Below are 23,572 nucleotides of genomic sequence, written 5' to 3'. Positions count from 1 at the left end.
AAGTCATGCTGGGATTTCCCCACTTGATGACCGTCGATTTCCCCGTCGACGCACCGCCCCGATCCCCCGGAGTTCCCCATGCTTCGAAAACGTCTCGCGGCGATCGCTGCCGCCGTCCTGGCGGCCACCGCCCTCTCCGCGTCCCCCGCCCGCGCCGCCGACCAGCCGTGGATGAACACCGCGCTGGCCCCGGTCGACCGGGCCAACCTGCTGCTCGCGGCCATGACCCAGGCCGAGAAGCTGACCATGATGCACGGCGGCGGTTCCTGCGGCTACGCCGGCTGCGTCCCGGCCAACACCCGCCTCGGCATCCCCGCGCTGCGCCTGCAGGACGGCCCGGTCGGGGTCGGCGACGGCGCCACCGGCGTCACCCAGCTGGCCGCCCCGGTTGCCGGCGCGGCGAGCTGGGACACCGCGCTGATGAAGCAGTACGGCAGCACGCTCGGCGCCGAGCAGTGGGGCAAGGGCACCAACGTCGTGCTCGCGCCCACCATCAACATCGTCCGCGACCCCCGCTGGGGCCGGGCGTTCGAGTCCCTCGGTGAGGACCCCTACCTGGCCGGGCAGATGGGCGCGGCCGACATCCAGGGCATCCAGAGTGCCGGGCCGATGGCGCAAGTCAAGCACTACGCGGTCTACAACCAGGAGACCAACCGCAACAGCTCGGCCGACAACGCGATCGTCTCCGACCGGGCCGAGCGGGAGATCTACCTGCCCGCGTTCGAGACCTCGGTGAAGCAGGGCGGCGCCGACTCGGTGATGTGCTCGTACTCGGCCATCAACGGGCCGTTCGCCTGCGAGAACGGGCCGCTGCAGAACCAGATCCTCAAGGGCGAATGGGGCTTCGGCGGCTTCATCACCTCGGACTGGGGCGGCACCCACTCCACGGTCGCGTCGGCCAACAACGGGCTCGACATGGAGATGCCGGGCAGCACCTACTTCGGCAATGCCCTGACCACGGCGGTCGCCAACGGCCAGGTCTCCCAGGCCACCATCGACGACCACGTGCGGCGCATCCTCACCTCCATGTTCGCGGCGGGACTCTTCGACCGTACGCAAACCGGAACGATGGCCGCGACCGTCACCTCGGCCGCACACACCGCGCTGGCCCGGCAGGTCGCGGCCGAAGGCAGCGTCCTGCTCAAGAACGCCAACTCCGTCCTGCCGGTGCCGGCGACCACGAAATCCATCGCCGTGGTCGGCGCGCCGCTCTATCAGGGCGGCGGCAGCGCGAGCGTGAACGCGTCCGCCACGGTCAGCCCCTACCAGGGCATCGTGAACCGGGCCGGCAGCGGCATCACCGTCACCAACTCCCCCGGCACCGCGAGCGCGGGCATCACCGGGCTCGCCGGCAAGTGCATCGACGTGGCGGCGGCCAACAACACCAACGGCACCGCGATTCAGCTCTACGACTGCAACGGCTCCAACGCGCAGTCGTGGACCGCCGCCGCGGACGGCAGCCTGCGTGCACTCGGCAAGTGCATGGACGTGGTCGGAGCCGGCACCACCGACGGCACCAAGATCCAGCTGTACGACTGCAACGGCAGCGCGGCGCAGAAGTGGACCGCCACCGGCGGAACCCTGGTCAACACCGGGTCCGGCAAGTGCCTGACCGCCCCGGGATCGGCCAACAGCACCCAGTTGCAGATCAGCACCTGCAACGGCTCGGCCGGCCAGAAATGGACGCCGCCGAGCACGAACGGGCACGACCAGGCGGTGGCGGCCGCCCGGGCCGCCGATCTGGCGGTGGTGTTCGTGAGCAAATTCGAGTCCGAGGGCAGCGACCTGTCCGACATCAACCTGCCCGCCGACCAGAACCAGCTGGTGACCGACGTGGCGGCGGCCAACCCGAACACGGTTGTGGTGGTGAACAGCGGATCGGCGGTCACGATGCCGTGGGCCGGCTCGGTGCGCGGCATCATCGAGAGCTGGTACCCGGGCCAGGAATACGGCAACGCCCTGGCCTCGCTGCTCTTCGGCGACGTCGACCCGTCCGGCAAACTGCCCGTCACCTTCCCGGCCTCGCTGGCCGACGTGCCCGCGCACACCACCGCCCAATGGCCGGGACAGAACAACACCGTGCAGTACTCCGAGGGCATCGGCGTCGGTTACCGCTGGTATGACCAGCAGAACAAAACCCCGGCCTTTCCGTTCGGCTTCGGCCTTTCCTACACCTCTTTCTCGTACGCGAACCTGACCGTCGCCGCCCCGGACGCGGCCGGCAACGTCGCCGTCTCGTTCGATGTCACCAACACCGGCGCACGGGCCGGGGCCGAGGTGCCCCAGGTCTACATCGGACAGCCCGCCTCCACCGGCGAGCCGCCCAAGAACCTGCGCGGCTTCGCCAAGGTGAAGCTCAACCCGGGCCAGACCCAGCGGGTCACCGTGACCCTCGACCCGCGCAGTTTCCAGTACTGGAGCGGTGGCTGGGCCAGCGCGGGCGGCACCAACCAGGTCATGGTCGGCGCCTCGTCGCGCGACATCCGGCTCACCGGCTCGGTCACGGTCGGTTCGTCGGGCTCGGCGGCGCTCAGCCGTACGGGATGGACCGCGACGGCATCGCCGTCGAGTTCCACCGATGTGCCGGCCCGGATGTTGGACGGCGACGCCGGCACCCGCTGGAGTTCGGGAACGCCGATGGCCGACGGCAACACGGTCACGCTCGACCTGGGCGCCGCCCGGACGTTCAGCAAGCTCGTGATGGATTCGGCCGGCAGCACCGCCGACTACGCCCGCGGCTACCGCATCGACGTGTCGAGTGACAACAGCACCTGGCGCACGGTCGGCACGGGCACCGGCACCGCGGCCGTGGTGACCGCGGCGCTCGGCAGCCAGACCGCCCGTTACGTGCGCATCACGCAGACCGGCTCGGCGTCGTCGTGGTGGTCGATCGCGGAGCTCAACCTGTACACGTAGAGTCCCGGGTGGCACGAATTGTCAGCGAGGTGCCCCGCTCTCGGGCGGGGAGAATCGGGAAGCCGGTGTGAATCCGGCACGGGCCCGCCGCGGTGACCGGGGAGCCTCCGTCCACGCGCTTCGGCGCAGCCACTGGCCGCAAGGCTGGGAAGGCGGGCGGTCAGGTGACGATCCGGGAGTCCGAAGACCGGCCTCGCGGCCTCTTACGCAGCGGGAGCCTGCCCATGTATCTGTACGACGCCATCCATCGCCGACGTGACGTACGCGGCCAGTTCACCGGCGCCCCGGTTCCCGGAGACGCCCTCGAGCGTGTGCTGGCCGCCGCCCACGCCGCACCCAGCGTCGGCCTGACCCAGCCCTGGGACTTCATCCTGGTCGAGGACCCGGGGCTGCGGGCCGCCTTTCACCGCCACGTCCAGGACGAGCGGGACACCTTCGCCGCCGGCCTGACCGGCGACGACGCCTCCCGGTTCGCCCGCATCAAGATCGACGGCGTCCTGGAGTCGTCGCTGTCGATCGCCGTCACCTACGACCCGGACCGCGGCAGCCCGGCCGTGCTCGGCCGCCACGCCATCGCCGACGCCGGCCTCTATTCGGTCTGCCTGGCCATCCAGAACCTGTGGCTGGCCGCCACCGCCGAAGGCCTGGGCGTCGGCTGGGTGTCGTTCTACCGCGAGCCGTTCGTCCAGCGGCTGCTCCATCTGCCCGCGCGGGTGCGGCCGGTGGCGTGGCTCTGCCTGGGCCCGGTCAGCCACCTCAACTCGATCCCCGACCTCGAACAGCACGGCTGGCGGCGGCGCCGCCCCTGGCAGGCGGCGGTCCACCGCGATCGATGGCCCAGTTCATAGCCGGTCGAGCGGCTGGTCTACATTTCCCGGCTTCGGTTCTGCCAGGCGCGCCGGGCGGCTCGCTGATCGGCGAGCGCGCGAGCCAGCGCCCGGCAGACCTGGCCGTGCCGGATCGCGTCGTCGGTGCTGAGCAGCAGCACCTCGCCCCCACCGACGACCGCCCACAGCTCCAGGCGCGAGCCGTAGCGGCGGAGATCCTCCACCGCGTTGAGAGCCGGCGCGCCGGCCGCCAGATGGATCATCCAGCGGATGAACAGCACCACCGCCACGACGAGCACCGTGCCCCCACCGGCCAGCCCCAGCGCCCAGCGTCCGACCACGACCAGCACGACCTGCACCAGGATGACGAGGGCGATCACCAGAGCCGCGCTCCGCACCTTGCTCCCCACGGACCGGCGGCGTACGCGCCAGGCCCGTTCGATGTCGCGCAGGGAGTACGCCCGCTCACCGCCCCGGAATCCCGACGGCGTGATCGAGATTTCGGAATCCTGGTAGTAGACACGCATCGTCGATCCCATCCACCGCTGCCCGGGCACCGGCCCAGCTCCGCTAGAGCTGGGCCGGTGGGCCCAGCTCCATTGGAGCTCACCGGCGCTCGTCGCGGCAGTTGTCACCGAGCCGGACGGCAGCGGAGCCAGGGCCGCCACCCGGCGACGGCGAGGACCACCGCAAGCCCCATGAGCAGGGCGCCGGCGCTCGCCCACCACGGTCCGGCACGCGGGTACCCGGCCGGCAAGCAGCCAACTGTCACGGATCTGTCAGCTGCCGCCCCGGGTGCGACGACCGTGAAGGTTTCGAGCAAGGGCGGGCCGGGGCACTAGTTCGGCGTCCTCGACACCCCGCACACCCTGAAGGTCATCATGCACATCACTGTCGCCGTCATCATCTGGACCATCCTCATCGGCCTGATCATCGGCGCACTCGGACGGCTCGTCGTGCCCGGCCGCCAGAGCATCGGCCTCCTCTGGACCATCGTCATCGGCATCGTGGCGGCGTTCATCGGCTTCCTGATCGCCTCGGCCATCGGTGTGGCCCACACGAGCGGCATCAACTGGATCGAGCACATCATCCAGGTCATCCTCGCCGCCGTCGGCGTCGCCCTGGTGGCCGGCGTCGGCCGCCGCCGTCGCGTCTGACCCCCTCAGCACTCCCTCTTGCCATTCATCCGGGTGATGAATGGCAAGAGGGTCGCGCCGGTTCTTACGGGAAGCTGACCAGGTACGAGTTGTTGTTCGCCGGGTCCGCCGCGGCGCCGGTGTTGTTGATGATGTGCGAAATGGTGCCGACCCCGCCGAGGGAGACGACCGCCATGTCGTGGAACTTCACTCCGGCGACCGCGGGCACCTCGAACGCGTGGGCCGACGCCACCGAGTTGTTGACGTTGAAGAAGCAGTAGCTGCCGAGCCCCCACGCCTCGAACGTGGTGACCCCGGACGCCACCTTGATCGCTGGGTAACCCTGCTGGGAGCCGTTCATCCAGGCGGCCTGGTTCGGCGGGTCGTACGGCATCTCGTTCTGGAAGAACACGATCTTGCCGTTGGCGCCGTTCCAGACGACCTCGTTCTTCTGGTAGTGCTCGACGAACAGGCCGGTCGCGAGCACGTTGTCACCGTTGACGGTCAGGCCGTTGTCAGCGGTGTTCGACGTCCAGCCGATCCCGCTGCCGTGGTCGGCCCGCCACGCCCAGGTGTGGTCGACGATCGTGTTGTTGGCGTTGACGACCAGGCTGTTGGTCGCCTTGCCGGCCACCATGCCGCCGATCCGGAAGAACACGTCCTGCACCGTGGCCGGGTTGGCCGCGTGCGACACGCCCGACTTGGCGAGTCCGACCTTCAGCAGCGTGTCGCTGTTGGTGGTTCCGGCGTCGAAGAGCAGACCCTTCAGGCGTACGCCGTCCACGTCGGCCACATCCATCGCGTTGACGCCGTTGTCGGGAATGATCGTCGGGTACCCGATCCCGAGGATGACCGTGTTGGCCTTGGTCACGTGCAGGGTCTGGTTGACGTGGTAGATGCCCGGGGTGAAGAAGATGTTGCACCCGTTGGCCAGGGCGGTGTTGATCGTCGCCGCCGAGTCACCGGCGTGAGCGACGTAGAAGTTGCTCATCGGCAGCGAGGAGCCCGGGGTGCTGCCGCCGGCCCAGCTCGGGCCGCTCGCGTTGGTGCGCAGCGAGGGCAGGAACACCCGGTATTTGCCGGCCGAGTCGATGTAGAGGTAGGGCACGTCGCGGGACACCGGCGTGGTGGCCAGCGTCGTGTAGCGGGGACCCGCCGCGGCGGTGTTGAAGTTGGTGGCCGGAGCGCCGTTCGTGCCCGAGAACACCATGTTCCAGTTCGAGCCGCTCCACGAGCCGAGCGTGCTGTCCTTGGTGTACCACTGCTGCTGCGACGCCGACTCGGTGTTGCCGTCGACCTTGGAGTCGGAGATGTAGCCGCCGCTCGCCCAGCCGTAGCTGGCCGGGTAGAGGTTGAGGCCGCCGATCACGTGGATGCGGCGGAACGGCGCGGCCTGGGCGACCGCCCAGCGGTCGGTGCCACCGAGGGTGTTGATCGACAGGTTCTCGGCCGACCGCCAGAAGTTCTGGGTCGCGTTGCCGGCGTCACTGGCGTTGAACGCGTCCACCGTCACGGCGCCGTTGATGCGTACGTCGTCGGGGTTCTGGCCGGCGCCGAGGATCGAGGTGTTGAACCCGATGTTCGCGCCGACGTTGTACGGCGTGGTGCTCGGCTTGAAGATCTCCGCGTCCCGGCGGGTGCCGAACTGGGCCGAGTTAGTGTCCTTCTGCGCGTTGAAGATGCTGTCCAGCGAGGACTGGATCGCGGCGTCGGACATCGAGTGGTCATAGATGTGCACGTTCGGCCCGAAGTCCGGCGTGTCGGAGTAGGTCGGGCAGGTGCCGGTGGGCGGCGGGGTCGTCGTCCCGGTCCCGACCGTGAACGTCTGCGCGCCGGTGCCGTTGCAGTCGTAGATCTGCAGCCGGGTGCCGTTGGCGGTCGCCCCGGCCGGCGCGTCCAGGCAGCGGCCGGACTGCGGGTTCCGGAGCGAGCCGTCCGCCTGCTGGACCCACTGCTGCGCACCGGTGCCGTTGCAGTCGTAGAGCTGGAGCAGGCTGCCGTTGACGGTTCCGCCGCTCGTCACGTCCAGGCAGCGGCCGATGGTGGTCAGCGCGGTGCCGCTCCAGCTCCAGTGCTGGTCGGCGCTGGTGGCCTGGCAGTCCCAGAGCTGCACCGGGGTGCCGTTGACGCCGGTGTCGTCGCCGCTCACGTCGACGCATTTGCCGCCCGGGCCGGCGATGGTGTTGCCGGTGATCGCGGCGGCCTCGCTCTGGGCGGCGACGGCCACGCCGAGCCCGGCGACCACGACCAGCACCAGCGCCGCGAGCAAGCCGCGGCGACGCCATCGAGGGATGAGTGCCATCTGCTGTCCTACTTCCTTCTTGCTGCCCACGGTCGCACAGGGGGTTCGGGCAGAGGGGATTCGAGCCGCGCGGTGGGGGAACTCGCTGAGAGAGCGCTCTCACTAAGGTTTAACAAGTGTTTCTTCGGTGTTCCGGGTGCGTCAAGGCTCCGACCTGCCCGCACTCCGGTATCTGCCCGAACGCACGAGACGCGTGCCGTCGCCGCCGAGCTTGACGGTTAACGCTACATGAGTAGAGTTAGCGGCCATGCAGCGCAACCGACCTCCATCGGCGCAAGCGATCAGTGTCCTGCGGGCCCTCGCGGCCGACCCGCTGAGCTGGCGATATGGCTACGACCTGGGTACCGAAGTCGGACTGAAATCCGGGTCGCTCTATCCGATCCTGGTGCGCCTGGCCGACCGCGGCCTGCTGGAGGCGACGTGGGACCGCGGCCCCGACGGCCGCCCACCCCGCCACCTTTACCGGCTGAGCACGGCCGGACTGCAATACCTGGCCGCGCTCCCCGCGACCCGGCCCGCCCGCACCGCGCCGAACCCCCGGCCCCGTCCGAGTGAGGCGTGATGAGCGCGCTCGTCTTAGTTCTGGCCGTCGTCGTGTTGCTGGTCTGGGTGGCCCGTCCGGCCCGCCTCCGGGGCAGGCGCGGGCCGGCCACCGAGATCACCGACGGCCCGTCGAGACTGCTCGGCTGGGCGGTCAGGGCGCTGCCGGCCGACCGGGCGTCGTGGGGCGAGGCGATGTTCGGCGAACTGCATGAGATGCGGAACCGCCGCCAACGGTGGCGCTTCGCCGCCGGCTGCGCGGGCGCCGCGATCCTCCTCCCCTCCCGGCGTGCGGACTTCGCCGGGCTGGCCGCCCGGCTCATGGCCGCCACGGCACTGGCCTGCGCGGGTCTCGTCGCGTACGGCCTCACGCATTACCCGGCGATCCTCACCCTTCCCGGCACCTGGCCGGTCCTGGCGATCTTCGCATCCGTGCTCGCCGGATACACCGCGATCGCGGCCGCCCTCGCGCGCCGCGGCCCGGTCGCCCGGCCCGGCCTGATCGGCGGCCTCGGCCTGGCCGCGGTTTGGATCATCGCCGGGATCCCCGTGGCCCACTTCCTGCTGCCCGCGATCCCGATCGCCTCACTCGCCGCCGGAGCGATCGTCGCGCGGCGAAGGAGCACCACGGCCGTCCGCCATCAGATCGCCCTGTTCTCGGCACTCGCCGCCGGGCTCGTCGTCTTCCTCGCCTACGCGGGCGACACCCTGCTCACCGCGGGCGGCCCTACGACCCCGGGCAGCTCCGCGACTTTCCGGGCAGCGGCCTGCCCGACCTGGCGACCTACGCCGTCAACGACAACCTCGGCACGGCGATGATGCTGCTCCTGCTCATACCGGCCGCCACCGCCGCGCTGGGCTCCGCCGGGGCCGGCATCGCCGCCCGACTGCCCCGTCGCAACAGCGCGGAGCTCCCGAAACGAGTGTGAAGCGGAGCTTGCCGAACGTTCCACACCACACCCGAGATCCTCTACGCCCTACGCCTCGTTGACCGAACGCGGCCGACTGCGCCTGGCACGGTCCGTCGTTGACGACGGCTGTCCGCCGCACCGGGCCGCCGACCGGCTCCAGCGAGCCGTGACCACCGCGAAACGGCGGCCCGACCGCCACCGCAGCGAAGGGCCCGCGGCAATGGCCGACCGGTCCAGCCAGCCGCACCACATAGCAGCGCCCGTCGAACGCCGGATCCTGCAGCCGCGTCGCAGCAAACGGCCCGGCCCGGATCGGCTCCCGGCTGGCCGCTCCCGCCTGCCCGATCCCGGGCTTGCTCCTCCCGGGCTGCTCCTCCCGGCTAGCCGCTCCCTGGCGGGCCGCTCCCGGCGGGCCGCTCCCGGCGGGCCGCTGAGCCTTGCCGCCTCGACCTGCCACGCCATCCTGCACCGCAACGAAGTCGGCCGCCTGAGCCACCTGGACCGGGCCACCGGTGAACCGGTCCACCGCTAGGAACACGCCGCACCCGACGAGCTGATCCACCTCGACGCCAAGAAACTCCGCACCATCCTCAGTGGCGCGGCCGGCGCACCGCCGGCCGGGCACAAGCAAACTCAACCGCACCGCGCAGACGCCTCCGGAGAGACCCGGCGGGCGCACGCCGGATTCAGCGACCACGGCGTGAGCATCCCGAGCCCGGTCGGACAACGGATCCCGCTACAAGTCCCGGCTAGGACCGCGACCGGAACCCAGCTCGGCGTCACGGTGAAGAAGACACGCCCCCAGCGCACCCTGACCGATGAAGGGGCCTACGCCAGGCCCTACGCCAGCAAAAGCCCCGCCTTCGTACACACCTACTGCCATCGGCGGACCATCCGCTAGCCGCATATGGACAGAACAACCCAGGACCGCCCACGGCAACGACCTCGGCGGTGGCCGGTAGGTCGAACCCGGAGCTGCGACCACCGACCGCATCGCGACGGCGCTCAACGGAGAGAGCGGAACTGCCGCCTTGGATTCCGTTGGCCGGGCGACGCTGATCAGCAACTGCGGTCGGCTGCCGGCGCTGCCCGTTCGCTGTCCGGCCCGTGCCCGAACGGCCACATCTATTGACATCCGCAAATGGGCGGGGCAACACTCCCGTAACGGTTTCCCGGGTTCATCTCCGTCGATGAAACGATTCATGAACCGCTTCGTTCCACGCCAGACTCCCCCAAGATGGCCAGGTGTTCTTGATGAAACGTTACAAGCAACGGTTGCTCGCGGCCGCCTTCGCACTGCTCCCCGCGGGCGCGCTGACCCTGATCGGTGGGCCGGCGCCGGCTGCCGTGGCACCCGCGTACACCAATGCCTGCGCCGGCGACAACCTGTCGCCGACCTCTCGGACCGTGACCCCGACCGGGGTTTACGCGACCAGTGGAACGGTCGCCAACGCGTCGGCGGTGCTGGCCGGCGGCACCACGCGGCTGACCGGAAACGGCTCCTCGGTCACCCTCGACTTCCATAAGGAGGTCGGTGGAATCATCACGCTGCGATTCGCCGGAGCCAGTGACAGCGGCCAATCGATCGGTCTCGCCTTCAGCGAGTCGGCCCAATTCGTCGGCAACGCCAGCGACGCCTCCAGCGGCGGCGGCGCGGACGGTTCGCTCCTCGCCCCGGTGCCGGCCGGCGGCGGCAGTTACACCGTCCCGGCCGACAAGCAACGGGGCGGATTCCGCTATCTGACGCTGTTCCTGAACTCGGGCGGTTACGCCGACCTCAACGGCGTCTCGCTCAATTTCACGGCCGCGCCCGGAGCGTCGAATCCGGCCGCCTACCCGAACTACTTCTGCTCGAACGACGACGAACTCAACCGGATCTGGTACGCGGGCGCCTACACCGTGCAACTCAACACGATCAACCCGAACCAGGGCCGGGTCTGGCCTCCGCCGTCGTCCGGCTGGGAGAACAACGCTGTGGTCGGGGTCGGCTCGGAGGTTCTGGTCGACGGCGCGAAGCGGGACCGCTCGGTGTGGCCGGGCGACATGGGCGTCTCGGCGACCACGGCGTACGCCAGCACCGACGACCTGCTCGCGGTCCGCAATTCACTGACCACGATGTACAACTCGCAGCAGCCGAGCGGCGAACTGCCGTACGGCGGGCCCGAATTCAACTTCTTCGGCTCCGACACCTACCACCTGTGGACGCTGATCGGCACCCACACGTACTACCTCGACACCGCCGACAAGACGTGGCTGGACGGGATCTGGGCCAAATACCAGCGCGGCGTCAACTTCATCACGGCGAAGATCGACGGCAACCACCTGCTGAACGTGAGCGGCACCAACGACTGGGCGCGCGGCGGCCAGGGCGGTGAAAACATCGAAGCCAACGCGCTGCTCTACCGCGCGCTCACCACCGGCGCCCAACTCGCCACGGCGGAGGGAGACAGCTCGCTCGCCGCGTCCTACAACAACACCGCGGCGAGCGTGAAAACGGCGGTCAACAACCTCCTGTGGAACGCGTCGGCCGGCGCCTACACGGACAACCCGGGCAGCTCGACCTATCCGCAGGACGGCAATTCCCTCGCCGTGTGGTACGGCCTCGCCTCGACCGCGCAGGCCACCTCGGTGATGACCCGGCTGCGGGGCGCCTGGAACAGCCTCGGCGCGCAGGCACCCGAATTCGGCAACAAGATCTCGCCGTTCGCCGGCTCGCTCGAGCTGTACGCCCACTTCACCGCCGGCGACGACGTGAACGCGCTCAACCTGATCCGCGACGAGTGGGGCTACATGCTCGACTCGCCGCTCGGCACCGCGAGCACGTTCTGGGAGGGCTACGCCGCCGACGGGACGCTCAACGCGTACGCGCCGTCGTTCACCAGCCTCGCCCACGGCTGGTCGACCGGCCCGACCGGTGCCCTGACCACGAGCGTGCTCGGCATCTCCCCGACCGCGCCGGGTGGAGTCGCCTATCAGGTGGTGCCGCATCCCGGCGACCTGACGCACGTCGAGGGCACGCTCAACGGGCTGCACGTCAGCTACGACCACGACACCGCGGGCGACTTCACCATGCGGGTCGACTCGTCGGCCGGCGCCGGATCGACCGGGGTGGTCGCGGTGCCGACGTGGGGCCGCGACCGGACGGTGACCGTGAACGGGCAGGTCGCCTGGAACGGGACGGCGTTCACCGGGGCGAGCGGGATCGCGAGCGCGGACACCGACGGCCAGTACGTCTACTTCCGCGGGGTCGCGCCGGGAAACTACACGGTCGGCTACACCGCGTCGGGGGCGGCGCCGGCGATCGCGTACCGGTCACTGCCCGGAAGCTGGTCGCGCTGCGCGACCGAGAACGGGGTCTGCCCGGTCACCGGCCCGTCGGTGGTGGCCTACGGCGCCGGCACCCGGTTCAACTACCTGTCCACGAGCGGCAACGTGGGCTGCGCCAACGCGGCCTTCGGCGATCCGGCGCCCAACGTGGCGAAGTGGTGTTACGTGCTGAGCACGGCCTCGCCGGGATGGCCGCAGTGTGCGGCGGAGAACGGGACGTGCTCGTACAGCGGGCTCATGACCGTCGCCTACGGGGGCGGCGGAAGCTACAAGTTCGCCACCCTGGGCAGCGGCGGAACCGCGTGCGACAACGCGGTGTTCGGCGACCCGGCCCCGAACACGGCCAAGGCCTGCTACCTGCTGTCGCCGCCGCCGACCTTCACATCGTGGACCGCGTGCGCGGCCGAGAACGGCACGTGTTCGTTCGCGGGCACCCACGAGGTCGCGTTCGGGGCGAACGGCCGGTACCACTTCGGCAGCTTCACCGGCAGCACACCGTGCACGAACACGGTGTTCGGCGACCCCGCGCCGGGGACGGTCAAAGCCTGCTACGTGCAGTAGACGGGCGTCGGAGGCCGACGTTCTGACGCCTTAAGGGGTAAGGCTTTGCCGGTTGAGATGGCAAAGCGTGACGTTCGCATCGGCATCGGAGATCTTCGCCGCAAGAGGCGGCGGCAGCCTCGACGATGCCTTTGCGGACCACTTCGGACAGGCCATCCCGGACGCGTTCAACGCGGACCAGCAGCTGACCATCGTCGCATCCGAACTCGACGCCGCGTCCGACCGCATCGTCGAATACCCGGCTAGCCGATACGACGTGTCGGCCGGAGGCGGCCCGTTCTCCACCAAGCCATTGCGAAACCTCGCCGTAGGGAACCGAGTGTTTGCTTACGTCGGCAGAGCCGGGCACGTCGCCCTCGGCACGGTCACCGGGAAGCGGCAGCTTCTGCGCGACGTGATGGTCGACGGCAGTTCCATCCTCGGTCAGCCGGACATTCCGCCCTTGATGAAGGAACAGGCGGCCCTAGATTTTGGTCATGCGCTCGGCGGCCGACTCCCCCTTGCGGGCCACCGGCAGGTGCTGGCCGGCCCGCGCCAGGCCGAAGCGGGGCATGTTGCCGTAGATGACCTCGTAGTCGCCGGCGTGGACCCGGTAGGTCTCGTGCCAGATGCCCACGTCGCCGTCGGTTCCGACGCGGCGGTTGAAGGCGCGCCAGGCGGCGTGGTGGGGCAGCGAACTGTCCGAGGCGAAGCGGTTCAGGTGTTCGGGGCTGCGCCAGTACTGCACCAGCAGCGGGCCGGTCGGGCCGACCCAGGTATGCATGCCGAGCAGGCCGAGTTCCTCGCGCTGGTGCAGGATCCGCAGCATCGGAGCCATGGCCCGGGCGACCGGCAGCCATTTGTGCAGCTTCCAGGGCTTGTTCACGCGCATGCCGATCATGAAGACGACGAAGTCCCCCTCGATGTCGGCGGTCATGCGGCCTTTGACGATGCCGGCCATGATCTCCTCCAATGGATAGTGCCGCTATCCGTAGCGGATAGGGCTACTATCCATCACGAGGACGGCCGAGGCAAGGGGGTTGGCGTGCGGATCGCGGAACTGAGCCGGCGGAGTGGGGTCAGCATTCCGACGATCAAGTTCTATCTGCGGGAAGGGCTGCTGCCGCCGGGCGCGGCCACGGCCGCCAACCAGGCCGATTACACCGAGACCCACATACGCCGTCTGGGCCTGATCCGCGCCCTCATCGACGTCGGGCGCCTGTCCGTGGCGAAGGCCCGCGAGGTCCTGGCCGCCGTCGGCGTGGACGACACTTCACCGATCGAGCTGCTCGGCACGGCCCAGCACGCGGTGATCCGAGCCGCACCGACCGACCCGGACGACCCGGCCACCCGCGCCGCCCGCGACGACGTGACCGCCCTGCTCGACCGGCTCGGCTGGCAGTTCGACCCCCGGTCGCCGGCCCTCGACCAGGCGGCCGAGGCCGTACGCGTATTCCGTGCCCTGGGTCAGGACGATCTGCTCTCGCTCCTCGACACGTACGCCGAAGCCGCCGCCCTCGTCGCCGGCCGCGAGGTCGCCGCCGTGGTCGCCCGGCAGGACCCGGACCGCATGGTCGAGGGCGTCGTCATCGGGACCGTCCTCGGCGAGGCCCTCCTCGACGCCCTGCGCCTGCTCGCCCAGCAGAACGCCTCGAACCGCCTGCTCGGGCCGCCGGGCCAGCCGCCGCCGGCCCTCGGGCCGGTAACAAAGCTGTGAATGTCTCCACCCGCACTGCGACGGCGTGGACATCCGCTCCTCGGGCGCACCACTGCCGCTGTTGTCAGCGGATTACTGCCGCTGTTGTCAGCGGATTACGACCGGCGGGGCGCCGACGTTCCGGGTGCCGCAGTCGCGCGGCCGGGCCGCCCAGGCGTTTGCGCCCCGGGGGAGGGGGTGCCGCCCCCTCCCCCATTTGTACAAGTAGCATTTGTGCAAACGCGAGGAGGGCCCCCGATGACCGCCGCTGCTTCGACCGCCGTCGCGGTCACCTTTGTCTGGCTCGGCATGGTGCTGGCGATCTCGTTTCTCGAGGCGCCGCTGAAGTTTCGGGCGCCCGGGGTCACCCTGGCCGTCGGGGTCGGGATCGGCCGGCTCGTGTTTCGGGCGCTCAACACGGTCGAGGCGGTGCTGGCCGCCGCCTGGTTGGTCGCGGTCATCGCCGGCCCGGTGACCACCGGCGCCCGCACAGCCGGCGCCATTGCGGTCGGCGTCCTGATCGTGCAGGTGGCCGCCGTCCGGCCGGCACTGAGCCGCCGCTCGAACCGCGTGCTCGCCGGGGAGTCGGCGCCCCGCTCGCGCAGCCACTATGCCTACGTCGCCACCGAGGTCGTCAAGGTTGCCGCCCTGGTCACCGGCGGCATACTCCTGATGTCGGCCTAGCTGTCACCGGCCGGCCGCTCCCTTGAGCGCCGCATCCGCTGCCGTGCCCGGGGCGATGGCCGCGGAATCCTCAGCCCAGTTGGAGCAGCAGCCCGGTGCGCCGCGGGTGGACCGACAGGTATTGCAGACCGGATGTGCCCGCGGCGAACGCGCGCTGTGACCGCTTGGGCAGCCAGACCAGCATTCCGGCGGCCAGGGCGATCTCGCCGCGTTCGGTCTGGAGTCGGCCGTCGCCGTAGAGGACGTGGATCAGCACGTCCAGATCGGGGCCCTGGTGCCGGTCGATGGTCTGTCCCGCGCTCAGGTTGACGACGTTGGCGTCCAGGTCGCGCTCGGTCATCTGGAGTTTCCAGATGGCGCCGGAGACGTCCGGCAGTTGGCCGGTGAGCGTGTTGGTGTCGACCAGGATGCGGGGCAGCGACGTGGAGGCGAGCTTGGTGATGCGGATGCGCCATTCTTTCGGGCCCCGGTCGAGATAGGTCCATCCGAACCCGTCCGGGAATTCGGCGGTGAACTCGTCGCGGAGGTGCCGGGGGTCGTGGTTGTTTACCAGCACCAGGCTCGCGTTCACGTCCAGCTCGCCGAAGGCACGGAAGATCTCCGGGTGCTTCTGCGGCTTGGGGATGCTGCGCACGTCGATCTCAACATCGGTCATGCCTAGTTTATACAACCTGTCATTGTGTAAAAGGAATCACCGTGAGGAGGATCGCGGAATCCTCGACCGCGACGAGGTCGTGCCGCTGCCCGGGGATCTCGACCAGGTCGCCGGCGATGCCCTCCCAGCTCTCGCCGGCCGCCGTCAGCCGCACCCGGCCGCACAGCACCTGCAGGGTGGCCGAGCCGGGGTTGTCGTGCGCGGGCAGGCCCCGCCCGGCCACGAAGGCGAGCAGCACCTGGCGGAACCGGCGGTGGAACAACAAGTGGGAACTCCGGCCGGCTTCCGCGGCCCGCGCCACGGCGACATTCTCGGCCACCAGCGCGTCCAGGCTCGCCCCGTTCACGGCGTCCGCCGGGGCAACGAGGCGACCAGCGGGGCGTCGACCCCGGCCGGGCCGAAGCGTTCGGCGCCACCGGGCGACCCGATCGGCGTGTCGCGACCGGGCAGGACGTCGGCGAAGAACCGGGCGTTGTCGTCACGGTACGGAATGAGTGTCGCCGGCAGGTCGTCCTCGTAGTAGATGGCCTCGACCGGGCAGACCGGCTCGCACGCCCCGCAGTCGACGCACTCGTCGGGATGGATGTAGAGGCTGCGGGCCCCCTCGTAGATGCAGTCGACCGGACACTCGTCGACGCAGGCCTTGTCGAGCACGTCGACGCAGGGTTCACCTATCACGTACGCCATGGCGAGTGACTTTACACAACTATTAGTTGTAAAAACTAGCGGGCGCCCAAGTGAGCCAGGCAACGGTCCGGCCGCTGGAACGGCTCCAGCCGGTCGACGGTGACCGGGGCGTCGACCGCCTCCATCGCCCCGCGCATCACGCCGAGGTGGATGGCGCAGACGACCTCACGCGAGTCGACCAGTTCGAGGAACGGGCAGCGCCGCAGCCCGATCTCGCGCCGGCGACCGGGCGGCGCCTCCTCGGGAGCGAAGCCCACCTCATCGAGCAGCTCGACCAGCGCCGTCACCGCCCGCGGGCGACTCGGGCGGGCCGGAAGGCCGCGCTCACCGGCCATCCGGCGCCCCCAGGCCTCGCCGGCCGCGGTCGCCCGCTCGATCGGCTCGGGCCCGTCGGCCAGGCTCTCGGCGAGCACCGCGGCCAGAAACTGATAGTTGCGCGGGCCGGCCGGGTCCATGCCCGGATGGGCCTGGAACAGCTGGGGCGGCCGCCCGGGCCCGCTCGGCGGAAGCTCGACCCGGGCGACCTGACCGCTGCTCACGAGCGTCTCGAGATGGAAGCGCACCGTGTTGGGATGCACGTCCAGACGCTCGGCGATCTCCACGATGCTCATCGCCGAGCCGGTCTCGCGCATCAGCGAGAGAATCTCGGCGCGACGCCCGCGCGGGCGCTCCGGGTCGGCCTCCGTCATCCGGTCAGTTTACACAATCGGACTTCGTGGAAATGACCTCGACGTAGCCCTCGGCTCCGTGCACCCGGATCCGCTGTCCGTCGGCGATCAGCCGGGTCGCGTCGGCCACGCCGACCACGGCCGGCAGGCCGTACTCGCGGGCGATCACCGCACCGTGGGTCATCAGGCCGCCGACCTCGGTCACCAGGCCGGCGACCGCGACGAACAGCGGCGACCAGCTGGGATCGGTGAACGCGGTGACCAGGATGTCGCCCGCTTCGAGGTCGGCGTCGGCCATGTCGAGGATGACGCGGGCCCGGCCCTCGACGGTGCCGGCCGAGACCGGCAGGCCGACCAGGGCGCCGGCCGGCGCGTCGTCCCGCCGGTACGACCCCGCGATCGTCTCGCCCTCGGACGTCAGCACCCGGGGCGGCGTGAGTGCCTGGTACGACCGGAACGCGTCCTTGCGCCGCCGGATGAGCTGGTCGTCCGAGCGGCCGGTGCGTACGACGTCGTGCAGTTCCTGGAAGGTGAGATAGAAGATGTCCTCCTTCTCGGCGAGCACGCCCGCCCGCACCAGCCGTTCGGCTTCGGCCAGCAGGGCCTGCTTGTAGACGAAGTAGCGGCTGATGATCGCGTACTTCGGATATTCCCGGTAGCCGATGAAGGTACGCAGCCGGTCGATCATCCGTGCGGTCTCGTCGGCCCGCTGGGCACCGTCCGGCTGGGCCCGCAGGCGTTCCAGCACGTCTTCCCGCTTCTGTTCGGCCGCCTGCCGGCCCTGCTCGAAGCGCCGCGCCGCGGCGCCCGGCTCGAAGAGCTTGACGTTGTCGAGGATCAGCGGCACGAGCGTGGCCGGGCGTTCGCTCCAGCGCGGCCGGGTGATGTCGATCTCGCCGGCGCAGCGCATGCCGTACCGGTCGAGGTAGGCCTGGATGGCGTCGCGCGGCTCGGCCGGCAGCTTGTCCAGGAAGTCGTCGTCCTGGACGCCCCGCAGGAACGCCACGACCTCCGGGTGCGGCCGGACGGCGTCCGCGACGTCGAGCAGCGCCAGTCCCATCTCGGAGGTGATGTTGTGGGGAGCCGACAACGTGAGGGTGTCGGCCGCGTTCTTCTCGCCCAGCCATTCCTGGAGGTGGTCGTTGAGCCACCAGGTGGCCCCCATCCCCGCCATGATCGCCTGCATGCTCAGCGGATCGCCGAGCATCCGCTTGTGCTCCTCGAACGCCTCCAGCAGGAAGTCGAACAGCGCCGGACCGGTCTTCTCCGCGACGTCGCGTCGCAGGGCGGCGACCGACGCCTCGCTGCGCTCGATCAGCCCGGCCACGATGGCCGGATCGGTCTCGATCGGGGCGTTCATTCCGGGCACCGGCACGGCCGCCGGACCGGCGTCCGGGATCTCCGCGACGAAGCCGCGGTCGATGACGGTTTCCAGCGCGTCCCGGAACAGCGGGTCGCCCCGGCCCACCATGTCGAGGAAGCCGGCGCGGGCGGCCGGTGCGGCCAGGCGCCCGGTGGCCTCGACGAACAGCCGGCCGCCGGCCTCGAGCATCGGTGCCATGGCGGTCAGCTGCCACATGGAGACGCCGAGCGGCTTCATCGCGTCGGTCATCATCTGCTGGTGGCCGACCGAGAGGTAGACGCGGTTCTGCCCGTCGGGGGCCGCCGGGACGGGGAACAGCGTGGTGATCGGCCGGCTCTGCACGATCTGGAAGCCGTCGCCGGTCAGGCACCATTCGATGTCCTGCGGGCTTGCGAAGTGCGCTTCGATCCGCCGCCCGAGCCGCACGAGCTCCACGGCCTCGGCATCGGTCAGCGCGGGCTGGTGCTGCCGCTGCGGATCGACCGTCACCACCCGCGTTCCGCTGCCCGGCGCGGCCTCGACGCGGCGCTGTTTCGCGGCGATCGTGCGCGCGACGATCTCGCCGTCGCGCACCTTGAAGACGTCCGGGTTGACGAGTCCGGAGACCAGCGCCTCGCCGAGCCCGAACCCCGCATCCACAGTGGACACCTTGCGGTTGGCGGTGACCGGGTCGGCCGTGAACAGGATGCCGGACGCGTGCGGGAACACCATCCGCTGCACGACCACGGCCATCTGGACGGTCCGGTGGTCGAAGCCGTTGCGCAGCCGGTAGATGACGGCCCGCTCGGTGAACAGCGACGCCCAGCACCGGCTGATGTGCTCGAGGATCGCCGCCGGGCCCCGGATGTTGAGATAGGTGTCCTGCTGGCCGGCGAACGACGCGGTCGGGGTGTCCTCGGCCGTCGCGCTGGACCGGACGGCGTAGGCCGCTTCATCGCCGGACCGGGCGAGCGCCTCGGTGACCGCGTCCGCCAGGTCACTGGGCATGGCAATGCCTTCGATCGTCTGCCGGATCTCCGCGCTCAGCGCACGGACAGCCGCCCGGTCGTCGGGGTCGACGCGCGAAACTTGATCGTCGATCGCCTCCGCCACGACCCGGCGGAAGGCCGCGGTCGTCAGGCAGAAACCGGCGGGCACGCTCACCCCCTCGATCCGCGACAGCTCCCCCAGATGCGCGCCCTTGCCGCCGACCATGGCGACCTGTGCCTCGCTGACCTCGCGAAGATCCAACACGTACCGCTCGATCATGAAGATCCCCCATATTCGCAGGTCGTGGCTTCGGGGGACGATTCTGCGCTATGACAGGGGTCTTGCCGCAAGCCGCCCCATGCGTTATATGTTGAGGTGGGGCCGGAGTGGCAGCCGACTAAACGGGCAGCCGAATCGTGAAGGTGGTGCCCCGGCCCGGCTCGCTCTCCACCTCGATCGTGCCGCCGTGCGCCTCGGTGAGCTGCCGCGCGATGGCCAGGCCGAGCCCGCTGCCACCGGTCGCCCGGCTGCGAGACTCGTCGGCCCGCCAGAACCGATCGAAGACCTTCGGCAGGTCGGCCGCGGCGATGCCGCTTCCGGTGTCGCGTACGGTGATGGTCGTCCCGTTCACGCCGACCGTCACCGAGCCGCCGGACGCGGTGTGGCGAATCGCGTTCGAGACCAGGTTGCCGACCACCTGCCGCAGCCGCACCTGATCGACCGGCGCCACCGGATCGCCCACCACGTCCAGCTCCAGCCGCACCCCGGCCGCCCGGGCGCCGCCCCGGTGGCTGTCGACCACGTGCGTGAGGACGTCGCGCAGATGGGTCGGTTCCGGTTCGATCCGCAGCGTGCCCGCGTCGGCCGCGGCCAGGTCGCCGAGGTCGTCGATGATGTGCTGCAGCAGCAGTGCCTCCTCGTGCAGCATCGCCAGCAGCTGGGCGTCGGTCGGGGCGAGGTCGTCCTGGGCCGCCTCCAGCCAGATGCGGATGTTGCTGAGCGGGGTACGCAGCTCGTGCGCCACGTCGTTGACCATCGTGCGGCGTTGCGCCTCGGCCCGTTCCCGGCGTTCGGCCGAGTCGTTCAGGGCGCGGGCCAGCCGGCCGATCTCGTCGCGGGTGGACACCGGGGCCGGCGTGTGCAACTCGGCCGCGCTGGCGAGGTTGCGCAGCGGCCGCACCAGCCGCCGGCCGACGAGCACGGTCACCGCGACGGTGGCGAGCACGACCGCGCCGGTGACCGCGACGATCCGCAGGATGCTGCCGCGGGACAGGCTCAGCGTGGTGCGGCCGGTGCCCGGTGCGGTGACGAACAGCAGCGCGCGGGGCGCCACGTACGGCCGGAGCTGGGCCCGGCGTCCCGATTCGACGCAGCCCTGCACGACGCCGGCCGGCCCGGCCGGCCGGAGCAGCGAGGGCGACTCCAGCTTGACCGTCTCGTGCGCGGTCCGGACGACCGGCCGTCTGCCCAGGTAGGCCGCGAAGCCCGGCGTGACGCGCAGCTGGGAGGCGCGGTCGCCGAGGCCGAGGCAGCGGGCGGTCAGCTCGGTCAGAGTCTCCAGGGCCTTCTTCTCGGCCGGGCTGACCAGGCTGTCGAGCTCGAACTCGCAGCTGTCGGTCACCGACCGGGTCAGCGGCGCCTCGGCCTGGGGCCGGACGGTGGTGAGCACAACGCTCGGCCGACCGGTCGGCGCGACCTTGACGACGCCGTCGTAGCCCAGCTTGTTGAAGCAGGTCAGCGCGTGCTTGGCGACCTCGTTCAGCACGTACCGGTCCTCGGTCGGCAGGATGTAGGGGCCGACCGCCCGCTCGTCGATGTGCTCGGTGCCCCCGGTCAGGCCGAGGTCGACGTCGAGCGGGTCGACCACCGCCGACGGGCGGGTGTTCTGCAGCTCCGGCCCGGTCTGCGAGTCGAGGATGACCTGGTGGTCGTCGGTGGTCAGGGTGACGCGGCGCCCGAGTTCGGCGGCCCGCGAGCGGACCAGGGTCGCCGCCCCGGACCAGTCATGGTGGGTGGCCGCGTAGCCGACCAGCGCCTCGTAGACGGCGCGCTCGTCGGCGACCGCGCCGCCCTGCTCGTAGTTGATGGCCCGGGTGGTGGTGGTCGCGGCGAGCCAGGCGGTGGCCGAGATCGCGGCCAGGGCGATCACCACCGAGGTGACCAGCAGCCGGGTCACCAGACTGTGCCGCACCGGCACCCGGTCGTGGCTCACGGCGCCGCGGGAAACGGAGCCGGGCCGGACGCCAGTTTGTAGCCCACGCCGTGCACGGTCAGCAGCTGCTCGGGCCGCCGCGGATCGGCCTCGATCTTGCGCCGCAGGTTCATCACGTGCACGTCGATCGTCCGCTCGGTCGAGCTGCGGTCGATGCCCCGCGTGTAGTGCAGCAGCTGGGCCCGGCTGAAGACCCGGTCCGGCTGCTCGGCCATCGCGGCCAGGATCGCGAACTCACCCCGGGTGCATTCGATCCGCTCGCCGTCGACGGTCACCTGGTGCCCGACCGGATCGACGCCGATCCGCCCGATCCGCCGAACGCCCGGCGCGCTGGGCTCGCCGCGGGATGCGCGCCGCAGCAGCGTACGGATGCGGGCCACCAGTTCGCGGGGACTGAACGGCTTGGTCAGGTAGTCGTCGGCGCCGAGCTCCAGCCCGAGCAGCAGATCACTCTCGGTGCCGCGCGCGGTGAGCATCAACACCAGTATGTCGGATTCCTGCCGCAGGGTGCGGCACACCTGGAAGCCGTCCAGTCCCGGCATCATCACGTCCAGGACCAGCAGGTCGGGCCGGTCCCGGCGGGCGGTGTCGAGCGCCGCCCGCCCGTCGTGCACCACCATCGTCTCGTGACCGGCGGCCACGAGGTAGCGGCGGATCCCCTCGGCGTGCCGCGGATCGTCGTCGGCGACCAGGACCCTCGCACACATGGCGGCGATGATAGGCCGCCGGCCCGTCTCGCAGCGGATTTTCGGCCCGACCTGACAGATTCCTAACCGCCGCTCAGACACTGGACAGGGACTCGATGGGGTTCAGCCGGGCGGCTCGCACCGCCGGATAAACCCCGGCCAGCACGCCGATGAGCAGGGCTCCGCCGAGCCCGGCGCCGGCGGCCTCGGGCGGGATGGTCACCGGCCAGTGCTGGAGGGTGGCGTAGCCGGCGACGGCCAGCGCGCCGGTCAGCACCCCGGCTCCCCCGCCGAGCGCGGACAGCACGATCGACTCGGTCACGAACTGGATGCGTACCTGGCCCCGGTTGGCGCCCAGCGCCCGGCGCAGCCCGATCTCGCGGCGCCGCTCCAGCACCGAGATGTACATCGTGTTGGCCACCCCGATGCCGCCGACCAGCAGGGCGATTCCGGCCAGCCCGAGCAGCAGGGAGCTGAAGGTCTGCTGCACCGCCTGTTTGGCGGCGAGCGCGTCCGAGGGCCGGCTGACCAGCACGTCGCCCGGATGCTCGGGGTCGGCCGTGGCGGCCAGCACCGAGCGCACCGCCAGCACCTGGGCGTCGGTGGTCCGCACGTAGATCCGGGTCGGGTGGCCGTCGAAGCGCAGCCACCGGGCGGCGGCGTCCCAGCCGATCATCGCCGAGCGGTCGATCTCCGGCGAGAGCGGTGCCGGGTCGAGGATGCCGATCACGGTGAACTGGTGCCGCCCGAGGTAGACCTGGGTCGGCCGGGCGAGGTCGACGCCGGAGAAGCCGAGCCGTTGCGCGGCGACCGAGCCGAGAACGACGGTCGGCTGACGTTCCATCGCGTCGTCCAGGAACCGGCCGGCCCGCACCCGGCCGTCGATCGCCGCCAGCAGGTTGGTCCTGGTGGCGACCACCGCGATGGCGTTGTAGTCGCCGGCCCCGGTCTTGTCGGAGCGGGCGACGTTCACCCCGAAGTCGCCGGTCGCGCTGGCCACCGTCACCGGTCCGATGCGGGACACCATGGCGACCGACTCGGCCGGCAGTTTGATCGGCGGATCGTGGTTGGGCGCCGGCGTGACCTGCAGCCGGTTGGTGCCCAGGGTGGCGAGTTTCCGGTCGAGCGCCCGCTGGCTCGACGCGGGGATCCCGGTGACCAGCACCAGGGTGGCGATGCCGATCGCGATGCCGAGCGCCGACAGGGCGGCGCGCACCTTCCGGGTGCGGATGCCGAGCAGGCCCAGGCCGACGAGGTCGGCCGGGGCCAGGCGGACCGGTGCGGCTGCGCGGTCCACTCCCGCTTTCCCACCCGTACGCCTCATGCCCGCGCACCCCCCGCGGCGGCCGCCGCGGAGTCGGACACCAGCCGCCCGTCCAGGATGCCGATCCGCCGGGGCACCCGGCCGGCCACGTCGTGGTCGTGGGTGATCAGCGCGAGCGTGGTGCCGTCC

20 protein-coding genes and 1 riboswitch are annotated in these 23,572 nt (G+C 70.7%); of the genes, 9 read left to right on the top strand and 11 right to left on the bottom strand.

Annotated features, from left to right (window positions below):
• Nucleotides 1-78 precede the first annotated feature (78 nt).
• Nucleotides 79-2,916 (top strand): glycoside hydrolase family 3 C-terminal domain-containing protein, encoded by a 2,838-nt coding sequence (locus AB0M88_RS00100; protein WP_364093048.1) that lies wholly within the window; start codon nucleotides 79-81, stop codon nucleotides 2,914-2,916.
• A gap of 10 nt (nucleotides 2,917-2,926) precedes the next feature.
• Nucleotides 2,927-3,127: riboswitch (cobalamin riboswitch) on the top strand.
• 13 nt (nucleotides 3,128-3,140) lie between these two features.
• Nucleotides 3,141-3,764, top strand: coding sequence for a 5,6-dimethylbenzimidazole synthase (gene bluB, locus AB0M88_RS00095; protein WP_364093045.1), 624 nt, complete (start codon nucleotides 3,141-3,143; stop codon nucleotides 3,762-3,764).
• Between the two features lie 17 nt (nucleotides 3,765-3,781).
• Here the strand turns inward: bluB and AB0M88_RS00090 are convergent, their stop codons facing one another.
• Complete coding sequence (locus AB0M88_RS00090; protein WP_364093042.1) at nucleotides 3,782-4,270, bottom strand: DUF6232 family protein; 489 nt, start codon at nucleotides 4,268-4,270, stop codon at nucleotides 3,782-3,784.
• Between the two features lie 354 nt (nucleotides 4,271-4,624).
• Between AB0M88_RS00090 and AB0M88_RS00085 the strand changes: the two genes are divergently transcribed.
• Nucleotides 4,625-4,900, top strand: a complete 276-nt coding sequence (locus AB0M88_RS00085) for a GlsB/YeaQ/YmgE family stress response membrane protein (RefSeq protein WP_364093039.1) — start codon at nucleotides 4,625-4,627, stop codon at nucleotides 4,898-4,900.
• A 64-nt stretch (nucleotides 4,901-4,964) separates the two neighbouring features.
• Here the strand turns inward: AB0M88_RS00085 and AB0M88_RS00080 are convergent, their stop codons facing one another.
• Nucleotides 4,965-7,181, bottom strand: coding sequence for a ricin-type beta-trefoil lectin domain protein (locus tag AB0M88_RS00080; RefSeq protein ID WP_364093036.1), 2,217 nt, complete (start codon nucleotides 7,179-7,181; stop codon nucleotides 4,965-4,967).
• 247 nt (nucleotides 7,182-7,428) lie between these two features.
• Between AB0M88_RS00080 and AB0M88_RS00075 the strand changes: the two genes are divergently transcribed.
• From AB0M88_RS00075 to AB0M88_RS00060, 4 genes are all read left to right on the top strand, one after another.
• On the top strand, nucleotides 7,429-7,743 hold the full coding sequence (locus AB0M88_RS00075) for a PadR family transcriptional regulator (protein ID WP_364093034.1): 315 nt from the start codon (nucleotides 7,429-7,431) through the stop codon (nucleotides 7,741-7,743).
• A complete protein-coding gene (locus AB0M88_RS00070; RefSeq protein WP_364093032.1) occupies nucleotides 7,743-8,540 on the top strand; it encodes a hypothetical protein in 798 nt (265 codons plus the stop codon). Before AB0M88_RS00075 ends, AB0M88_RS00070 begins: the two co-directional genes overlap by 1 nt.
• A 168-nt stretch (nucleotides 8,541-8,708) precedes the next feature.
• Entirely contained in the window at nucleotides 8,709-9,164 is a 456-nt protein-coding gene (locus AB0M88_RS00065; RefSeq protein ID WP_364093029.1) for a leucine zipper domain-containing protein, read from the top strand.
• A gap of 722 nt (nucleotides 9,165-9,886) precedes the next feature.
• Nucleotides 9,887-12,520, top strand: coding sequence for a trehalase family glycosidase (locus AB0M88_RS00060; protein ID WP_364093026.1), 2,634 nt, complete (start codon nucleotides 9,887-9,889; stop codon nucleotides 12,518-12,520).
• 463 nt (nucleotides 12,521-12,983) lie between these two features.
• On the opposite strand, the gene AB0M88_RS00055 is transcribed toward AB0M88_RS00060, so the two are convergent.
• Nucleotides 12,984-13,460 carry a DUF4188 domain-containing protein gene (locus AB0M88_RS00055; RefSeq protein ID WP_364093023.1) on the bottom strand — a complete coding sequence of 159 codons (477 nt, stop codon included), beginning with the start codon at nucleotides 13,458-13,460 and terminating at the stop codon, nucleotides 12,984-12,986.
• A gap of 84 nt (nucleotides 13,461-13,544) precedes the next feature.
• Between AB0M88_RS00055 and AB0M88_RS00050 the strand changes: the two genes are divergently transcribed.
• A complete protein-coding gene (locus AB0M88_RS00050; RefSeq protein WP_364093020.1) occupies nucleotides 13,545-14,216 on the top strand; it encodes a MerR family transcriptional regulator in 672 nt (223 codons plus the stop codon).
• A gap of 237 nt (nucleotides 14,217-14,453) precedes the next feature.
• Nucleotides 14,454-14,879 carry a hypothetical protein gene (locus AB0M88_RS00045; RefSeq protein WP_364093017.1) on the top strand — a complete coding sequence of 142 codons (426 nt, stop codon included), beginning with the start codon at nucleotides 14,454-14,456 and terminating at the stop codon, nucleotides 14,877-14,879.
• Nucleotides 14,880-14,949: 70 nt separating this feature from the next.
• On the opposite strand, the gene AB0M88_RS00040 is transcribed toward AB0M88_RS00045, so the two are convergent.
• The 8 genes from AB0M88_RS00040 to AB0M88_RS00005 all read right to left on the bottom strand — a co-directional run bounded on the left by AB0M88_RS00040 (nucleotide 14,950) and on the right by AB0M88_RS00005 (nucleotide 23,443).
• Nucleotides 14,950-15,534, bottom strand: a complete 585-nt coding sequence (locus tag AB0M88_RS00040; RefSeq protein WP_364093014.1) for a DUF2249 domain-containing protein — start codon at nucleotides 15,532-15,534, stop codon at nucleotides 14,950-14,952.
• Between the two features lie 19 nt (nucleotides 15,535-15,553).
• Complete coding sequence (locus AB0M88_RS00035; protein WP_364093011.1) at nucleotides 15,554-15,880, bottom strand: cupin domain-containing protein; 327 nt, start codon at nucleotides 15,878-15,880, stop codon at nucleotides 15,554-15,556.
• Nucleotides 15,877-16,221, bottom strand: a complete 345-nt coding sequence (gene fdxA / locus AB0M88_RS00030) for a ferredoxin (RefSeq protein WP_364093008.1) — start codon at nucleotides 16,219-16,221, stop codon at nucleotides 15,877-15,879. Before fdxA ends, AB0M88_RS00035 begins: the two co-directional genes overlap by 4 nt.
• A gap of 35 nt (nucleotides 16,222-16,256) precedes the next feature.
• Nucleotides 16,257-16,910, bottom strand: coding sequence for a helix-turn-helix domain-containing protein (locus AB0M88_RS00025; RefSeq protein ID WP_364093005.1), 654 nt, complete (start codon nucleotides 16,908-16,910; stop codon nucleotides 16,257-16,259).
• 4 nt (nucleotides 16,911-16,914) lie between these two features.
• A complete protein-coding gene (gene rph / locus AB0M88_RS00020) occupies nucleotides 16,915-19,500 on the bottom strand; it encodes a rifamycin-inactivating phosphotransferase (protein ID WP_364093002.1) in 2,586 nt (861 codons plus the stop codon).
• 118 nt (nucleotides 19,501-19,618) lie between these two features.
• Nucleotides 19,619-21,433, bottom strand: a complete 1,815-nt coding sequence (locus tag AB0M88_RS00015; RefSeq protein ID WP_364092999.1) for a HAMP domain-containing sensor histidine kinase — start codon at nucleotides 21,431-21,433, stop codon at nucleotides 19,619-19,621.
• Entirely contained in the window at nucleotides 21,430-22,140 is a 711-nt protein-coding gene (locus AB0M88_RS00010; protein ID WP_364092996.1) for a response regulator transcription factor, read from the bottom strand. Before AB0M88_RS00010 ends, AB0M88_RS00015 begins: the two co-directional genes overlap by 4 nt.
• Nucleotides 22,141-22,213: 73 nt before the next feature.
• A complete protein-coding gene (locus AB0M88_RS00005; RefSeq protein ID WP_364092993.1) occupies nucleotides 22,214-23,443 on the bottom strand; it encodes an ABC transporter permease in 1,230 nt (409 codons plus the stop codon).
• Nucleotides 23,444-23,572: the final 129 nt, after the last annotated feature.

The sequence above is a fragment of the Actinoplanes sp. NPDC051411 genome, from assembly GCF_040682075.1.
In the GTDB taxonomy this organism is placed as follows: Bacteria; Actinomycetota; Actinomycetes; order Mycobacteriales; family Micromonosporaceae; genus Actinoplanes.
Note: the sequence above shows the minus strand (reverse complement) of the source record. Positions and strands in the feature narration are given on the sequence as shown.